At 34.9% G+C, this 16,426-nt stretch carries 13 protein-coding genes and 1 pseudogene; 5 read left to right on the top strand and 9 right to left on the bottom strand.

Going from position 1 to position 16,426, the window contains the following annotated elements; translation table 11 throughout:
- The 3 genes and pseudogenes from HE1_RS08150 to HE1_RS08145 form a co-directional block, all read right to left on the bottom strand.
- Window positions 1-197, bottom strand: a pseudogene (locus tag HE1_RS08150) (IS4 family transposase); the annotation flags it as partial.
- 78 nt (window positions 198-275) lie between these two features.
- Entirely contained in the window at window positions 276-401 is a 126-nt protein-coding gene (locus HE1_RS09960; protein WP_278243219.1) for a hypothetical protein, read from the bottom strand.
- Window positions 361-567, bottom strand: a complete 207-nt coding sequence (locus HE1_RS08145; RefSeq protein WP_162480256.1) for a hypothetical protein — start codon at window positions 565-567, stop codon at window positions 361-363. Before HE1_RS08145 ends, HE1_RS09960 begins: the two co-directional genes overlap by 41 nt.
- A gap of 170 nt (window positions 568-737) precedes the next feature.
- Here HE1_RS08145 and HE1_RS03040 point away from each other — a divergent pair, with 170 nt between their 5' ends.
- Both HE1_RS03040 and HE1_RS03035 read left to right on the top strand, forming a co-directional pair.
- Entirely contained in the window at window positions 738-1,760 is a 1,023-nt protein-coding gene (locus HE1_RS03040) for a coiled-coil domain-containing protein (RefSeq protein ID WP_162480254.1), read from the top strand.
- Window positions 1,761-1,772: 12 nt separating this feature from the next.
- Entirely contained in the window at window positions 1,773-2,435 is a 663-nt protein-coding gene (locus tag HE1_RS03035) for a hypothetical protein (RefSeq protein ID WP_035544591.1), read from the top strand.
- 9 nt (window positions 2,436-2,444) lie between these two features.
- On the opposite strand, the gene HE1_RS03030 is transcribed toward HE1_RS03035, so the two are convergent.
- The 6 genes from HE1_RS03030 to HE1_RS06475 all read right to left on the bottom strand — a co-directional run bounded on the left by HE1_RS03030 (window position 2,445) and on the right by HE1_RS06475 (window position 8,653).
- Entirely contained in the window at window positions 2,445-2,987 is a 543-nt protein-coding gene (locus HE1_RS03030) for a CDP-alcohol phosphatidyltransferase family protein (RefSeq protein WP_035544588.1), read from the bottom strand.
- Entirely contained in the window at window positions 2,971-4,563 is a 1,593-nt protein-coding gene (locus tag HE1_RS03025) for a S41 family peptidase (RefSeq protein ID WP_162531221.1), read from the bottom strand. Before HE1_RS03025 ends, HE1_RS03030 begins: the two co-directional genes overlap by 17 nt.
- A 103-nt stretch (window positions 4,564-4,666) precedes the next feature.
- The gene (locus HE1_RS03020; protein WP_162480252.1) at window positions 4,667-6,592 is read right to left on the bottom strand and encodes a hypothetical protein; all 1,926 of its coding nucleotides are present in this window, start codon (window positions 6,590-6,592) and stop codon (window positions 4,667-4,669) included.
- Window positions 6,593-6,945: 353 nt separating this feature from the next.
- Complete coding sequence (locus HE1_RS03015) at window positions 6,946-7,317, bottom strand: hypothetical protein (RefSeq protein ID WP_162531220.1); 372 nt, start codon at window positions 7,315-7,317, stop codon at window positions 6,946-6,948.
- A gap of 79 nt (window positions 7,318-7,396) precedes the next feature.
- Window positions 7,397-7,855 carry a nucleoside deaminase gene (locus HE1_RS03010; RefSeq protein ID WP_006295667.1) on the bottom strand — a complete coding sequence of 153 codons (459 nt, stop codon included), beginning with the start codon at window positions 7,853-7,855 and terminating at the stop codon, window positions 7,397-7,399.
- Between the two features lie 3 nt (window positions 7,856-7,858).
- Window positions 7,859-8,653 carry a phosphatidate cytidylyltransferase gene (locus HE1_RS06475; RefSeq protein ID WP_052567271.1) on the bottom strand — a complete coding sequence of 265 codons (795 nt, stop codon included), beginning with the start codon at window positions 8,651-8,653 and terminating at the stop codon, window positions 7,859-7,861.
- Window positions 8,654-8,871: 218 nt separating this feature from the next.
- Between HE1_RS06475 and HE1_RS03000 the strand changes: the two genes are divergently transcribed.
- The 3 genes from HE1_RS03000 (at window position 8,872) to HE1_RS10330 (ending at window position 16,163) form a co-directional block, all read left to right on the top strand.
- Window positions 8,872-13,008 carry a hypothetical protein gene (locus HE1_RS03000; protein ID WP_162480248.1) on the top strand — a complete coding sequence of 1,379 codons (4,137 nt, stop codon included), beginning with the start codon at window positions 8,872-8,874 and terminating at the stop codon, window positions 13,006-13,008.
- 177 nt (window positions 13,009-13,185) lie between these two features.
- Window positions 13,186-15,744, top strand: a complete 2,559-nt coding sequence (locus HE1_RS02995) for a putative PEP-binding protein (RefSeq protein ID WP_161630431.1) — start codon at window positions 13,186-13,188, stop codon at window positions 15,742-15,744.
- A 245-nt stretch (window positions 15,745-15,989) separates the two neighbouring features.
- Window positions 15,990-16,163 carry a helix-turn-helix domain-containing protein gene (locus HE1_RS10330; RefSeq protein ID WP_084490972.1) on the top strand — a complete coding sequence of 58 codons (174 nt, stop codon included), beginning with the start codon at window positions 15,990-15,992 and terminating at the stop codon, window positions 16,161-16,163.
- Window positions 16,164-16,426 lie beyond the last annotated feature (263 nt).

Below are 16,426 nucleotides of genomic sequence, written 5' to 3'. Positions count from 1 at the left end.
AAGTTGGCCAATGGATTATCTTTTATACGGATAAAAAAAGGGATCTTATGGTCACACAAATAAGTGATCCAATCTTTGCCCACAAATTCGCGATCAGCTGAAAAGGAGAGAATTTTATCGCCCCAAAAGATTTCCTTAAATTGGTTTAATAAACTGATGCGTGCTAGGGTGTGCGAATTTTCCTGGTGATCAAGCATGCTCTAAAACAAAGGAAATGTAATATTTCCAACTTTAACAGCTAGTACGAGGCAATTGATATTCTGCGTTCCAAACTTCTAATTGGTGCCATCGAGCATTAAATGTATTTTAGGAATTTGCTCCCAAATGCTTGATATTAAGGCTTTTGAGAAGAGTCCAGAATCAATTCCTTGTCCTTTTAAAAAAACTCCTGATGCGTTCAAGCTTGGATTTTATTGAAGGTGGAGAGTGCATCTTGTGGATCATCGCAGGATGCTGAACCTTTCGCTGATCGATAAGTACGAAGGTTTTAAAAGTCTCTGCGCGGGAATTGTGAAAAGCTAATAGTTTTGTTATCTTATTTATTAAGGATGAGAGGTTCATTTGCATTAAACATTGTTGTTTATTTTTAATAAAATAGCCTCTCTTTCGGATCTTTTAAAGCCCCTTCAAAAAAGTGAGGGGGAGTATGCTATTGTTTAAACTAAAAATTAAAATTAGTATTTTTTTATTATTTTCAAAATATAATTACTTGTATAAATTGAAACATATAGTCAGTTATGAAAAATATAAAATATCTTATCCTGCTTTTGTTGGCATTTCCAGTAAACACGTTGTTTGCAAAAGATGAAGAAGAGAATTTAGAGCACGCGATAAAATTAGTTGAGGAAGAGCGTACTGCCCTAGAATTTGAGGTAGAAAAAATAAAACAAATTAAAAACGAACTTGATATTCAATTAAGGGAAGCGCATAACAATGAATCAATATATATTCAGCAAATAGATACGTTACAGAAAGAAAAAGAAAATATCTTAGCCCAATCAAAAGGTTTATATAAAACTATAGATGTTACGTGCGAACAATTGAAGGATGCACTGAACGCTCTTTCCGAAGCAACAGAACAAAAAATTTCAACTGAAGAAGAGTTAAAAGAGCTTAAACTTTCAACGCAAGTTCTTGAAGAACAAAGTGAATTAGAAGCTATCAATCTTAAAAAACAATTAGAAGCAAATAGCTTAAAAATTAAAAATCTACAAGATTCCATAGAAGAAAATAGCACCACTATTAAAAATTTACAGCAAAAAGAATTAGATTTAAATACAAAGCTCGAATCAGGATTGAATAAAATCCAACAATTAGAGGAGCAACTTTCGAAAAAAAAGATTAAGTACCAGAATATGAAAAAAGCTGTAACTGCGGGCATTAGAAAATTAAGTGCCATTACGAGTGCTTCCCTATCTCCTACGGTTACTGAATTGCATACCGCGTTTCAAGAATCAAATAATTCATTTAAAGACTTACTAAACAAACAATCCGGTGGGCTAGATCAATTAAAAAAACTTTCAGATAATCCGGTTAGTTCAGAAATTTCAAGTATAGACTCGCAGTTAAAAACAAAAAATGCAGAGACGAAAAATCGTCTGGAAGCTCTTAAATCCCGCTTGAATAAATCTTCTAACGAAAGTAATTCCCCCTCCCAAACTGCCCCAAATGCTTGCGCAACTAAAATAAAAATTCTAAAAGAAGCTCTAAACAAATTAGAAAATCAATGTTCAGACACTGTAGGGCAATCTCAAAATTAAAGGAACACACTAATGATAATTAAAATTTTTCTATCTTTGATGGCTGTCGTGTTTGCAGGATTTGAATCGCTAAAAGCTGAACCACAGCAAAAAAAATCTTATACAACTTCTGACGACTCTCTTATTAGCGAACTTGATACCATGATTCAAAAACTAGAAAATTTTATTAATTTAAAAAATAAACAGCAGCTGCTTTTAGAAAAAGAAATTCAAGGGCTAAAAATAGAGTTGGAAGAAATAGGCGATCTTTTCTCACATATTTTAGAAAAACAAGAAGTATGTACTGATTACACTGAAAAACTAGAAACTCAATTAGAAAAAGAACAATCAAAAAATTCAACAGAAATTCATAAAATACAAGAAATTAAGACTAAAACAGAGAAAGAAAAAGAAAAATTAGTCCATCTATTAGATCAGTACAAAAAAAAATGCGAAGAATCTTTAGAAAAGCAAAAAAAGATTTTTAAAGATTCTTTTGAAAATATTCGCTTTTCTTCTGAAAACTTTGAACGGTTCAGTAAAATAGCCGACAGATACCACCAGTCAAAGGTAGAACTAGAAAAGTATACCGACCTTATCAAAGCAGAGTTTCCAGGTTTTGAATATAACCCCAAAAAAACAAAAACCCTATACTCTCAACTTCAGGAATGGAAAAATAATAAACCCCTCCGTTAACCCTTTTCTTTAAAATCGCCTAAAAACTTGAGAAAAATACATTCCCCCCGTGTACAGGCTAATACCACAGCTAACAAACAACAACCACGATGCTATGAAATCTCCGTAAGCGCTGGGAGCAATCATGGCAGCAATCCCCATCATTTGAAACGTAGTCTTTATTTTAGCGTAATTATGCACAGGAACTCGCCGATGCCCCACAAAACTTCGAAGCGTTCCAACCGCCGTATCTCTAAGCATCATTAAAGAAAGGAACAAAAACTTCTTAACATCGCAAAACTGTGCATACATTAAAGTAAAAGAAACAGAGTACATTAAGCACTTATCCGCAAAAGGATCTAAAACCATACCAAATTGAGAAGTTTGTTTTTGATGTCTTGCAATATATCCATCCGCATAATCCGTAAAACACGCCATAATAAAAATAATAAGAGCATACTCTCTGGCGTGCACATCTTGAACCAATAACAGCGAACAAATAATCGGCGTCAGCCCTATACGAAGTAAGGAAATAAAATTGGGGATCCGCCATATCTTACTTTTTATTTTCACGCCCCTGCCTCATCTTATATTGTTCAAATTGATATCCCAAAGCCTTTGCTAAATCTATAGCCTGCAATAGCTCGTAATCCACTTCTGTGGACTCTACGCCCCCATCATTTTTTTCTTCGCTACAAATTATTAGTTGTTTTGCAACTTGAATAGGGCGCTCAACAGGAACTCCATGCCCAGAAGGCTTACTCTTTTTTGAAGAACTTTTTTTCGAAGATTCCTTTGAAGGAGCTACACTTTGATCTAACAGCTTTCTTTCTAAAGACCCTGGAAGATTGCTTTCCTTAATCTCTACTTTACTTTCCTCTGATGTATCATGAGGCGTCTTAAAAATAACATGAGGAATCACCCCAGACCCTTGAATAGGAAGCCCCTTTGGAGAATAAAACCTACTGGAAGTAAACTTAAACGCCAACTTAGAGTCAAGCACCTTAACTTCTTGAACAGATCCCTTCCCAAAAGTCATTCGCCCCGCAACGATTGCACGATTGTGGTCTTTTAGGGCAGCTGCCAAAATTTCTGAAGCAGAAGCAGAATATCCATTCACCAAAACAAGCAAAGCGGCATCGTATACCCCCCCCTTCCCCACAATAACATGCCCAGGAACAACAGAATGTTCACGAACGGTCTTTTTATCTTTTACTTTTACCACAACACCAGATGATAAAAACAAACTGGCTACCTTTATGGCTTGATCAAGATACCCTCCATAATTATTGCGTAAATCAATAACAATAGAATTTAACTTTGGATTTTCTTTATAAAGACTTCGTAAAGCTTTTTCAACCAAAATTCCGGTCTTAGCGTCAAAAACACCGATGCGAATATATCCGACGTTGCTATTCGGCTCAAGATGATATTTAACAGAATCCACCTTAATTAAAGATCGGGTTAAAGAAACGTTAAAAATTTTTTCCTTATCAGAAAGCTTTCTTCTTATCGTTAGCACAACTTTTGTTCCGGGAGCCCCCCGCATTTTTTTCACAGCCTCATCGTAACGATCGTAAAAAGTACTGTCTATTGCCACAATAACATCTTTTGGTTTAAGTCCAGAAATTTGCGCAGGAGTTTTGGGGGCTCCTTCTAAAATAGAAACTATGGTAAGCTCGGTACGATCTGTACCTTTAATGGGAACTGGAGAAATTTGAATACCAAGCCCTCCAAATTCCCCTTCCATTTCTTCAAGAAGATTCTGCTGAACAACTCCAGAATGAGGATCCAGAGAAGAAAGCATTCCTTGAATAGCACCTTCTAACATTTTTTGCATTTCTTTAGGACCAATACGATCTACATATTCATCAACTAGTAAACGAAAAATACTTAAAAACGTTGCCCCGGCCTTGACCTCATCCATATCACAAGAAGAGGAGGACCGCTTAAGCCCGCTTTTTATAAAAAAATCCTCTATTCTTGACTCTGCCAACTTAAAGCTTTGAATTGCCAAAACCTTAACACTAAAAAACGTAACGGCCACCACAATGCGAACACTATAGCGCACAAACTTAGACATGAACCCTCTCACCACAATACTGATTTTCAGAATACGAAAAAAAAATAAATTTGGCAAGCACAGCACTAAATTATAGTTATCCTGCACCATCAAAACGTTAAAACTAAATTCGTATGCTATAAAAGCTCACTTCCCCCACTATAGAGATATAGATCTGTCAATGCATACATCACAAAAGTCTCTTGCTTTTTAATTTACTGATCACGTTATTTTCGAATATCTTGTCTAAAGTGGTTTCCGCACCGACTGGGGCAAGAAGAAGTCCTACTTCCTTTATTAAATTTTGAATATCTAGACTGCTTTTATCTATCGCACTTAAAATGATTAAGCTCTGTGATAAAACATCTTTAATTTTATTTTTTTGTAAAACGATATCATTGTATTCTGAAAAAACAAGTGATGTATTACCGTCTTGCAAATATTTTTCCCACACTGCGTTAAAACTCTTTTGATCATCTTTAGAATCTGCTGTCATCCTTTTTTTTAGCAAATTTGCTTCAACATAAGTTCCGTAAATTTTACCAAAAACTATTCTTTTTTGCACCTCATTTATCGCTTGAATTTCCGTCAAAACACCGGTGTTCAAAGAAATGATAGAACTTTTTATTATTATATCATCAGCGCCAATAGTTGTGAATAAAGTTTCTAAATTAGCCTTATCTATTAATAAAAAATTCGATAAAATATTAATTTTTTGAAAACTTTTCTGCCATAATTCATCAGCGCTTTGTTGATTATTAAGAAGCGCTATAATAGGATTAAGAAGCGCATTAATCTCATTTATATGATTTCGAATCTCTTGTGCTACTTTTTGTAAAATTACATTCTTTTCATTTAGTGCTTTTTGGTAAGCGTTTTCAACCATTTGCGTCATACCATCTTTATAAGCGACGTATCCTTTCATTGTTGTCTCTAAAGGAGCCAAACGCTTTTGGTATTCCGTAAGAGTTGCAATGAATTGGTTATCTTGAACAGATTGAGTTTCTTGTATGGATTGAACGATTTTTCCATAATTTTGAGCAGTATCTGAAATATCTTTTTGCAGCTCCTCAAAAACTTTTCTTACTATTCCACCCATATCTTGTTTTGTCCGTTTTACTGTGTATTCTTCCAGAATTTTTTCAAAAATTTTCTTTTTTTTCGCAAGAGTCGAAATTTTATCATTTAATTCCATAATTTTTTTATCTAAATTTGTGAAAAAGTTTTCTTTTACAGCTTTAAGCGCTTCCAACTTGTTTTTTGCAACAAGTAATTGACTCTTTAATACATCTGCTTCAAAAAATAGCTTTATCATTTTTTCATCTTTTTTAAGAGCCTCAGAAACTAAAAATACAGGAATTGTGTACTTTCTTGGGTTTTTTATCATATCATCTGTATCGTAAGGCTCGCTTCCTGGAATTTGCTTTGCCAAATTCATCACATTTTCAAATACAGATCTCACATTATTCTTTGCCAATATAAAAATATCTAATTCTTTTAATGATTTCTCACACAAATTTATCATTTTTTCTGTCTTCGTAGAATCTGTACTATTCTTACTTTGACCGATACTATTTTGACTGGTATAAACAATAACCTCTGCCGCATTATCAAGTATTTTTCCGTAATCGCTTCCCTTCATATTTCCAAGAGTATTAATAAAAAAATTCATATTCTTTTCAAGAAGATCTCTAATTGCTGCAATCCCTTCTAACTGCTTCTTTAAATTTACTAAATCTACCTTAATACCAGACTCTAAAACTTTTTTCGCCTTGTCTATCATGTACTGCACTGAAAGAGAAGGAACTTGACTTATGACGATATTACTAAAAGATTGAAGTTCACTATCTGCCATTACTCCATTGTAATCTAAATTAATTACTGGATATTTGTTTGTATCCTTTGTAAAAAGACGTACAGAGCCAAGAGCGGTATTGTTGTAAACAGGAATAAATTTATGCCCTCTTGTCTTATCCTTTAGATTTTGAATGAAATTTAAATTTTGCGCTTTTGTAGCTAATGTTCCAAACGTGCTTAAATAATTTAAGGCCATAGCGCCTTCATCTATTTCTCCACCTATACTTCTACACGCCTCAACAACAGGAGCATACGACAAATTCCCAGTTACTAGACCAGAAATACTGAAGGTTCCCCCAGGAGATTCTTGATAAAATCTTCCCCCAGGCCAACATGTACGACCAAATGCGTGAGTAAAACAAAAAACACCTGTCTCTAAAGACCTCACTGATCCATCAGAAGTTAAACACATTGCTGGTGTAGAAAATTGGGGAACTGGAGCTATTAACCCAAATCCGAAATCCGAAAATTCCAGCATAAATACTACAATGAAAATATACTTTACTGTATTATTCATTTTGTTGTTTTTCATTTTTTATACATAATACACATCCATTATAAAAAAAGGTTTTATTTTAATTGTTTTTTATTACTCAGAACTCCAATATTAAACTATGATAGAACGAGGTATTTTCCCCCTTCCACAATACACCAAGAAACACTCATAAAAGGAACGAAAGGAATGCCGTGCTGACGAAAGACTAAGCACCCTAAGGCGCCTAAAATTCCAGAAATCAAAAAAAATTCAGAAACGTTATCACTTAAACTGCTCAGCAGTGCTAAAATTTCTACATCTCCCCACTCAAGATACGTTTTATTCCATTTCCATTTTCCAAAATTTTTAAAAAAACTAAAAATTCCTGCATACACCAATACATTTCCTAAGCACGCAGGACAAAGCCACAAAGAAATAGTTCCTAAAACGACCACACTCCAGAGAGGAAAACTACGATAATACACATCTTGAATAGAAATATATACCAAGAGAATACCCCAAAACAGCCACCCCACTTCCCTAAAAGATAAAAAAATCATGGTATTTGAAAAAAATACATATCTTTTTTTACCCCCGTCGATAAGAAAAAAAATTCTTTAAAATATTTTCGCAATGATAAGCGCGCACCCCTGCCACCACAGTTTTTGGTTTAAAAAAATTTTGCTCCTTATCAAACACACGCGCACCATGTTCAATTCCTCCATGTTTGGGGTCGTAAGCACCAAAATATACCGCCTTTAATCGCGACAATGCCACGGCAGTGGCACACATACCACAAGGCTCGAGAGTGACAAAAAGACTACACTGAGACAAATAATACGTTTTAAGAAAGCTGTACGCTTCCTGCAGTAAAAGAAGTTCTGCATGCGCCAAAGGATTGTTATTTTGACGCATCTTGTTATGATTTTCAAGAATAATTTTGTCGTTGTAAACCAAAACTGCACCTACAGGAACTTCCCCTTGAAGCTCAGCTTTTTTTGCCAAAACTAAAGCGTAATCCATAAATGGGTGCAGCTCAGAAAACATTAATTATATCCAAGGCTCAATTCCATATCCAATTGCCGTCATCCACCAACTGTCTGTACGGTCTATTACCCCACCGTGCCCTTTAATCCAATTTCCAGAATCCTTAATTTCAAGATGACGTTTTGCCCAAGACTCTAAAAAATCTCCTAATTGAGCAAAAACACTTAAAGCCGCCGCACTTCCCCAACCAATGGGATGATGCAAAAAAGCTCCCAGCGTCACGGTACAAATACAGGACAGTGCAAGCCCTCCTATTGCACCTGAATAAGTTTTTGCAGCGCTAACAGAAGGAAAAATTTTAGGCCCCTTTATCAAAGACCCACAAAGGTAGGCAAATGTATCGGTAAAGATAGAACTTGCCACGATCACAATCCAACTGGTCCATCCTTTTGTATTAAAAGATTCTAAAAAAGCCATTCCCCCAATTAAAATGAATACGCTCCCCAAAGGCCATATATAGTATTTCTTCCATGTCGTGGAAATAAAACACGCATATCCCCATTCAATTAAGCATCCCAAAACAAATCCAAACAAAATCACGTAAGCGATCTTTTGAGAACCTTGGAACAAATATACGATTCCTAAAAGTAGCGCGAGAAAAAGTGTCATCCAGACACTAGACAACACTCGCTCTCTAAGGTGAGAAAAAAGCTGGATCTTCATTGCCATGACACCACACTTATAAATTTCATGAATAATTCTGCCAAAGCAAGGAACCGTTAGCAAGACCCAAAAAGCATTTATTAAAAAACAAAGAGGAATATTATAAAAGGATATTATCAGTTTTTCGCCTATCAAAAAATCATCTTACCTTCAAACATTTTAGTACATGTTCAAGATTCAAGAAATGATTACATGACGGTCCTGTCCTTCCTCATGGTGAGGATATTAAATACCAATTTTAAGCATTTTTAAATTTTTGTTAACTAGCCTATTGAAATTTTTTTTAACCAGCCTATTGAAAGCTTATAAAAGTTTCTACTAGAATGACAAGGAATAGAAAAAAGGGGTTACGTATGAAAAAAAAAATTTTACTTACATTAATAATGAATGTTACTAGCAGCTTTTTTATTGAAAATTTTACTCAAAGCGCCTATGGTGCAGATGGAAGCGATGAAGATAGTTCATCAAGCTCGCAGCAAAGCTCTGAGCTAAATGAGAGTTCTGAGGCAGGTCGTTTTGATCTAAATGAGAGTTCTGAACTAAGTAGAAGTTCTGAGCTAAGTAGAGGCTATGGGGGAGAGCAAGACTTCTTTAATCAGCTTGATCAGTTTCGTGAACTGTTATCATTTGATTTTAAGGGATTTGAGATCAATTTTTTGTACAGAGAAGCAGATACGCTTGATCATTCTTTAGTAGAAGCGTTTACTTCTGAAAACAATAATAAGGAACTCGAGTGTTTCCCTTTTGAAGCAGAAATATTAGACGGAGAATATGCTTCAAACACTTTTTTAGGTAGATTAAATGGAAAAGGATTTTTTATCGATATTTTAAATAGAAACTCTTCTGACGCAACAGCTTTAAAGAGAACTTTGCAAAATATTAGCCCAAAGAAGCTTTTTGATACTTTATTTGGACTAAACAAAAATACAGTAAAGTACGTTCTAAGAGTATTAAATCATGATAATCCTGATTCTTTTAATGAATTGTTTGTTCGCTTATTAACCTCCCTTGATTTTCGTCGTGAAAAACGGTATAGCGATCAAGATTTTTCATCTTTAAGAAAAGCATTTATGGTGCTAGTTCTTGCTTTTAACTCTGAAATCAACGTTGACGCAAAAAAAATATATGACGCGTTAAGCGCATTTGAAAAAGATGACTCACTAAAAAATATTTTATTAAAGCTTTCTCAGTTAGATTTATCTCAAACCCCTGGGAATTATTTAAATATCTTTCATATGACAGCTGCTTTGGGGCGCATTGCTGCCTATAACGATACTCATTTAGGAGGTAGAAATACGATTGCAGATGCTTGTGAGGCTATTTTTGAAAACATTTTCTCTCTTTTTCCACGAAACTTTGTTTTCTTAAAAAGTTCGCTCAGGGATTTAAGCTTTGGCACCCCAGAAGATGTAGTTTGGACCGTCAACGCATTAGCTCTAAGTGATGCCGTCAATAAAGATCGCGAAATTTATTGCTTTTTGTCCGATGCGCTTAGATTTTGTGGAAGAAATGAGGTTACAGGGTTAGAAGGAGTACTATTTAGTGTGATTTCACGTGATTGTAACACGACACTTTTTACTCAAGTTCTGGATTTTACGTTAAAAAATATTAAAGAAAATCGTATTCGTCCAAAAGTTTTGGGGTATATTTTCGAGTATTTAATGAGGTCAAACAGTAAAACAAACAAAGAAATTGCTTTTGATTTTCTAAGTAAGGTTGTAGATACTCCTGATAATTTTACCTGTGTACTTCGCTCTTTATTCTGCAAAGAAGGAGCTTTTTCTGAAACACTAAATAATTTGTCCAGTTGGTGTGACCAATATCTTTTTGATAAGGCTTTTTCAATTTTTATTGAAGATTATGAACATTTGTTTAAGGAAGTAAATAATTGTAATTCAACGGTTTTGTTCCGAGTTTTTTCTTTTTTAGAAAAAGATACACGTTGGAAAGAAAAAATATCTTTTCCTGAATTGATAGAAAAAGTCAGAATAAATAATTCTCGCAACTTGACAGATGCTATTTATATTTTGCTCCGTGGTAATTACAATTACGATGAGTACGCTTGTGCTTTAGATTTTTTTAATGCAGCCCCTGAAAATTCATTAAAAAGCGATATCTTTCAGGAATTGCGTAGAGCGTCTCCAGAAACAGCTAGCGAAGTTTTTAGCAGAGTTTTTGATAGAGTAATAGAAAATCTTTCAAATTCTTCTGATGAAATAGACAAGAGTCGGCGTGAAAATTTATGGAGTGTTGCAGCAGATCAGCTAAAAGAAATTGATGTAGTAGATAAAGAAATTTATTTTTACACAAAAAGCAATGAAAAGATTTATTTAGGAACACTGAATAATATTTCTTCCTTTAATAAGGATTTCATCAAGTACCTAATGAAAAATTTACCTCAAAGTCAAAAAATGCGTTTTTTAAACCAAGCAGTTGCGGAAGTTTTAGAAAATTTAGAAAAGTCCCCTTATTGGATAAGATTCGACAATGACTACGTAAGTAAATGTTTAGATGTTTTTGATATAGCAGACATTTCTTACGAGTATTGTTTAGATTTTTTAAGCAATACACAAAAAGAAAAATATTTTTTCCTGAAAAAATTCTCCGAGCTTCGTCCAAATTTTGGATGTGAAATTTTTAATAAAATTTTAGAAAAATTTTTTAGTTCTTCTGATCCAAGAGATATAGAGCAGTACAATACTTTACAACGTGTTGCAGCAGATCTTTTAGAAAGAGGGGAGATAATCGATCAAGAGCTTCATTTTTATACAAAAAATAATGAAAAAATTATTTTTGGGCAAATGTATGAAGAAAATCGCCCAACTCAAATGTGCCATTTTATTAAGGGGGTGATGCCAAGCTTTTCCAAAAAGGAAAAAATGAATGCTGTAGAACGGGTAATATTAAAAAATTCCGATATGAAAACGTGGGCGCATTATTTGGATATGGCTGATCTTTCCTACAGAGAGGTTCTTGAACAATTAGAAAGATCTTCAGAAAATAAGCAGTTGCCAAATATGGAGTGCTTTTTAAAATTTAGAGATTTGGAAAAAGATCAAGATTCTAAGAAAAGACAAGAAGCGCTGATCTTTTTTGATAATGCTTCAAAAACGGCTTTGCAGTCTCAATCTCTATTGTTTTGTTTAAAGACTTTTTGCCCTGAAAATTATTTCCAGAACGTTGAAGATTTAAAGAATCTTAAGTTTAAAGTTATTGTAGACGCATTAAAAGAAAGCGAAAAACGCAAACGAATGCAAATACGACAGGCACGAGAACATTTGAATAAATTTTTTTGGAACAGAAGAACTGCTCAAAACAGCGTTACTGGAGAAAAAGATTTTAGTGTCCAACTTGAATACTTTATTAATAAAGTATTTTCTGGTTCTGATTTAGAGTTTATTCCAACTCGTGAAGGAGAGATTAACTTAATTATTGACTCGATACTATATGATCAAAGTGGAAAAGAAGAATACAACGAATTGTATGAAATTGTAACTACAATAATAGAAAATCAAGACAAAGATTACGAATTATTACATAAAGCACTAGAAGATTTTGGAATATTTTATAAAAACCTTAAGGACCCCAAAACTCGCTATGAAGCAATTTCTGGATTTTTTCATTTTTCTAACACTATGTTTTGTTTTTTTGAAGCGACTGCAGAAGCAAAGGATACAACAAATCGTAAATTTTTAGAATACTTAGGCCAGCATCACTATGATTCTAAAAAGTGTAAAACGGGAGAAGAACTGATTATTAAAAAGGTGGGGGAGAAAAAATATGCAGCTTTATTAGCACAATTCAATTATGCTGCGGAAACAAAACAGGTAGAAGAAAATCTTATAAGACAGAATGCGAGAAAATTCATTATAAAAAACTTGTCTGAAATCCTTCACGGAATAAAATCTGCGGAAGAAGAATCAAAGTATAAAGCAGTGAAACAAAATCAATGTACACAAAAATTTCAGGAAGAGAAAGAAGATCTCCAGTATTTCAAAATTGCTTCGTTTGGTACAATGAAAGCCTATCTGAAAGGATTTTCAGAAAAATACTATGAAACACAAGACGTGAAACAAAAAGAAAAGTATTTGGATGAAATGACAGAGATTTTTATGGATGTTTATGATGGGAAAGAAAGAACAGAAGTGAACCATCTTTCCCCATTACACTATCAAACTTTAAGAAAAAATTTACCAGAAGCATTTGCAAAAAACACTCAAGAATACGTCGAAAACGCACAAGGATATAAAAATGATCTTCTCGCTTACGGCTCTTATGCCAGATTAACTCATTTTTTAGAAGGCGCGGTTGACGAAGGTGCCGGAAGCAACGCAAGATGTGCTGATGGACTGCTTTCGGATGCAGTAAAAACTATCGCAGAAATGCATGGGTATGCATTTTTTGAAGAAGAATATTCTAAAGACCTCTTAGATCTTGGACTTTGTAAAAACCCAAAAAAAGATGAAACTTTTCCGCAGAGTCGAAAATAATAAAACAATAACTACACAATGGGGAAGTTTCTACCTAACACTTCCTCCTTCAATTTTTGTATATTAAAAAATTAATAAATATCTAAATAAAAATAAATATTCGTCGAAAAAATATTGACCTATTTTAGATCTTGTGTCATTCTGAAAGTGTGTATTATAAGATTATGGTGTTTTTTTTTGAATTTTCCTCTCTCTTTTTCTCAAGAAAGCTCTTTTTTTTCAGAAGAGGCGTTAAGACAGGACGTTTTTTCTCCCTCGAAGGCAGGCTATCTAAAAATGCTCGAAACGCTTCAGGTTCCTGTTCCTCCATTTTTTTTAATTCCCTACTTGCACCCTTTTTCTCTTGAGGGGCTTCAAGAAGAATTGCTTAGGTTACAAATAAAATCTGGAAAGGTGTGGAATGATCAAGAAACTGGGCAAAGTGGACTTTTTGTTTCTGTGCGTTCCAGTTTTAAAGTTTCTATGCCAGGAATGCTCGATTCTTTGCTTAATGTTGGACTAACATTCAATCATGCCTTAAAGGCAAACAAAGAGTATTTATGGCGCAGCTATATAAAGTTGATATGTCATTATGGAAAATTAGTAGAACAAATTGACGAGACGGTTTTTCCAAAAATTTCCAAAACCGCAACCCGTGAAGAAGCTATTGAATTCGAGAGAATATTTCAAGAACACGCTGGGTATAGTTTTCCTCAAGATGCCAATGAACAATTAATTAAAGCTATAAACATGGTAAGAAATAGCTGGAACAATTCAAGGGCCCAATCGTATCGGTTACATGAAAAAATTAGTTCCAGTTCCGGAGTAGACGTAGTTATTCAGGTTATGGTATTTGGAAATTTCAACCAATTTAGCGGAACAGGAATATTGTTCACTCAAAATCCCTCTACGGGAAAAAAAGAATTTTTTGGAGAATATTCCATTCAGGCACAAGGCGAAGATATCGTCTCAGGGGGAATGACTCCAGGGCCGCTCTCACTGCTGGAAACTCATTTGCCGTGCGCCTATAAAACTTTAAAAGATATTGCTGAAAAAATAGATAATTTTTTTGTAGATATGCAAGATATTGAGTTTACAATAGAACAGAAAAAAGTTTGGATTTTGCAAACACGTCCAGGAAAGCGCACAAAAACAGCAGAACTGCGGATACTTTCTAGGTATGTTGCAGAAGGAGTTTTAAGCATGCAGGATGCACTAAAGCGTCTTTCTTTAAACGGGTTAGAACAAGTCTATCATTCGTATTTGGAAAATCTTGAAGGACTCGAAAATTTAGGAAAAGGGCTAGGCGCTTCTCCTGGAGCAATTTTTGGTATCCTTGCAATTCGTCAAGAAACTGTTGATTTTTTGGCAAGCAGTGGAAGAAATATCATTTTTGCAGCTCAAGAGACCCATTGTGACGATGTTGCTTGCATCTTAAAGGCATCTGGAGTAATAACCGCCACAGGAGGAATGACTTGTCACGGTGCAGTAGTAACCAGGGGATTAGGAAAGCCTTGCGTAACCTCTGTACAAGAGCTAAAAGTACATTGTGATTCTATAGAAGTTTGCGGTCAATTTTTTCCTGAGGGAACTTTATTGACAATAGATGGAACGACGGGAAATATATGGAAAGGAAGGGGCGCACTAAAAGTACCTGAAAAATGTGAAGAGCTAGAGGAATTTTTAGAGTTTTCGCACCGTGTCAGTGCAATAAAGGTTTATGCGAATGCAGACACATTAGAGGATTGGAATGCCGCTCTTGCCTTTAATCCTGAAGGAATCGGGTTATGCCGAAGCGAACATATGTTTTTCAAAAACACTCACTTACCTTGGTTTCAGGGATGGATATTGGGGCTTCAAGAAGATCTATGTTTTTCCCGTATTAGTGCCTTGCAAGAAGAAGATTACACTACTCTGCTAAAGCAGCTAAATGGTAAGCGTTTGACTGTGCGTTTGCTGGACCCCCCTCTTCATGAATTTTTGCCTTGCACTTTTGAAGCAGAGAAAACGCTTTCTCATCAGTTAGAAGTTTCTTTGGAAAAAATAAAAGAATTAGCGAGCGGACTCAAGGAAAATAATCCTATGCTGGGAAAAAGAGGTGCTCGTCTTGGTATATTGCGTCCCGAAATTTATGATCTTCAAGTTCAATCTCTCTTTAAAGCTGCAGAGCGAGTGCATAAAGAGGGAATTCCCGTAGATCTGGGGATTATGATTCCTTTCGTGACCGTCCCTGAGGAATTTACAATGATCAAAAAACGCATTCTTCAACGGGCAATTTGGCACGATCTTACAGGAGTAATTTGGAACGTGGGAGTAATGATCGAAATTCCAAGCAGTGCACTTCAAGCATCCTTTTTTGCTCAAGAAGCGGACTTTATATGTTTTGGAACGAACGATTTAACCCAAATGATTTTGGGCTTATCCAGAGATGATACAGCGTACATGATAGAAAAGTATCAGTCTTTGGGAATTTTCTCTAAGGATCCGTTTCAAAGCATCCATGAATCTTCCGTAGGAAAAATACTATCTTTTGCTTGCGAAACTATTCTAAAAATCAATCCGAACATATCATTATCTGTGTGCGGAGAGCACGCAGGAGATCCGGAAAGCATTGACTTTTTTTATTCTCTTGGAATTAGGGGAGTTTCTTGTTCTGCATACCGGGGTTTTAAAGCTAAACTTGCTTGTGCCAAGGTGACGTTAGAAAAAGATTCTTTTCTGGACTCTTCTTCTCTTAAAAATCGTCAAATCGCTTAGGGTATGAGTTTGGATTTTAAAATTCTTTACCCCCCCATTCAAGGCAGGATGGATAAAAAAAGATATATACAGATCTTATAGAAATTTAGGTTGAATTAGGTGTAATTTTTTGTTACGATAAAAGGAAAATGACAAAGAGCTACAGCAACGATTTAAGACAAAGGGGAATAGAATGTTTAGATGCAGGGGGTATATTGAAGAATCGCACTTATTTAAAATAAGTGTATCAGCGATAGGCAGGCGGCATAGAAAATTGGTATAGAAAATACAGACAAGAAGGTAATTATTTTCCTAAGAGGCGTGGTGGCTCAAAAAAAAAGATTGACTTAGAGAAGCTTAAAGAGTATGTCAAAGAAACCCAAGATATGACCTTGAAAAAAGCTGCTCAAGAATTTGGGGTACAATTAGTTACTGGTTAAAAAGGTTAGGCTTGCAGCTTAAAAAAACTTTTCGCACTTAGAAGCAAGCAAAGAAAAGCGAAGCCAGCATCAAGAATCGATCAAAGATATAGCGTCTCCAAGTCTTGTATATAGTGATGAAAGCGGCATTGATAGCCTATGTTCAAAGACAGACGGCTGGGGCAGAAAAAGTGAAAATTCGGTTGGCAAAAAGAGTGGGATCAAAGAACACATAGTATTGCCGGTTTGGTTAATAACAAACTGACCGCACCACTAGGGTTTAA

The sequence above is a fragment of the Holospora elegans E1 genome (assembly GCF_000648275.1).
GTDB classification, from domain to species: Bacteria; Pseudomonadota; Alphaproteobacteria; order Holosporales; family Holosporaceae; genus Holospora; species Holospora undulata_A.
This window is presented reverse-complemented; position numbering and strand designations above follow the sequence as displayed.

Coding starts and splice junctions, on each gene's coding strand:
- HE1_RS03000 (WP_162480248.1), top strand. CDS start 8,872: ATGAAAAAAAAAATTTTACTTACATTAATAATGAATGTTACTAGCAGC.
- HE1_RS03040 (WP_162480254.1), top strand. CDS start 738: ATGAAAAATATAAAATATCTTATCCTGCTTTTGTTGGCATTTCCAGTA.
- HE1_RS03010 (WP_006295667.1), bottom strand. CDS start 7,855: ATGTTTTCTGAGCTGCACCCATTTATGGATTACGCTTTAGTTTTGGCA.
- HE1_RS03035 (WP_035544591.1), top strand. CDS start 1,773: ATGATAATTAAAATTTTTCTATCTTTGATGGCTGTCGTGTTTGCAGGA.
- HE1_RS08145 (WP_162480256.1), bottom strand. CDS start 567: ATGCAAATGAACCTCTCATCCTTAATAAATAAGATAACAAAACTATTA.